The organism is Bacillus sp. P4_D3 (assembly GCF_056401855.1).
Genome location: NZ_JBFUIN010001073.1, coordinates 1 through 859, shown reverse-complemented (window position 1 = coordinate 859; position 859 = coordinate 1). Strand labels below are relative to the sequence as shown.

The 859-nt window shown below is 33.3% G+C and carries 1 protein-coding gene and 1 pseudogene; both read left to right on the top strand.

Annotation, left to right across the window (positions count from 1 at the left end; all coding sequences use genetic code 11):
* Positions 1-101 (top strand): annotated as a pseudogene (locus AC1DTM_RS29240) (NAD(P)/FAD-dependent oxidoreductase); the annotation flags it as partial.
* A gap of 26 nt (positions 102-127) precedes the next feature.
* Positions 128-730 carry a class I SAM-dependent methyltransferase gene (locus AC1DTM_RS29235; RefSeq protein ID WP_016105051.1) on the top strand — a complete coding sequence of 201 codons (603 nt, stop codon included), beginning with the start codon at positions 128-130 and terminating at the stop codon, positions 728-730.
* Positions 731-859: the final 129 nt, after the last annotated feature.

Sequence of the window (859 nt, the reverse complement as noted above, 5' to 3'; positions counted from 1 at the left end):
AAACAACGACTCAAGGGCCATCGTCATTAATTATTGCTGCATCACAGGGAAATAAAGCGGCGATTGCTATTAATAGTGATATTACAGATGAGCGGTTCTAACTAGCATTTAGAAGGAGGAGAAGAAGATGAATAACATGTGGGATGATCAATTTAAATCGGATGAATATTATTATGGGGAAGAACCTAATACGTTTATTCAAGAACAAGCATTTCGTTTGGCAAATTATAATAAAGTAATAGCTTTCGCAGAGGGAGAAGGTAGAAATGCTGTTTTTCTAGCAAGAAAAGGCCACGAAGTGACTGCTATTGACTACTCTGAGAGTGGATTAGAAAAAACAAAAAAGTTAGCCGAGAAGTATGACGTAAACGTGCATACAAAAAAGGTAGATTTATTAACTGATAGTTTGCCAGATAATGAATTCGATGCGGCAATTATGGTATTTGGACATTTTCATGCTGACAATCAAAAAATGGTATTGAATAAAATGATTTATACGATTAGGCCTGGTGGATTAATAATGTTTGAAGTTTATTCGAAAAAACAATTAAATTATGGTACTGGTGGGCCAAAAGATATTGATATGCTGTATGATCCAATTGATATTCTTACTTGGTGTGAAGGGCATGAGGTTATTCATTTCTTTAATGGAGAACAAGAGCGAATTGAAGGGAAAGGACATACTGGCTTAGCTCATGTTATTCAAGTTGTTATTAGAAAATCAATATAAATGTTATTGGAAGTTGAATACTTGAATGTAAAAAGAACAGTCATTTAAGACTGGTCTTTTTATTTAGATACTAGATTATCAAGCTTCCAATATGTATTTATTAATGGAGCAACTTTACTATCTATGTAC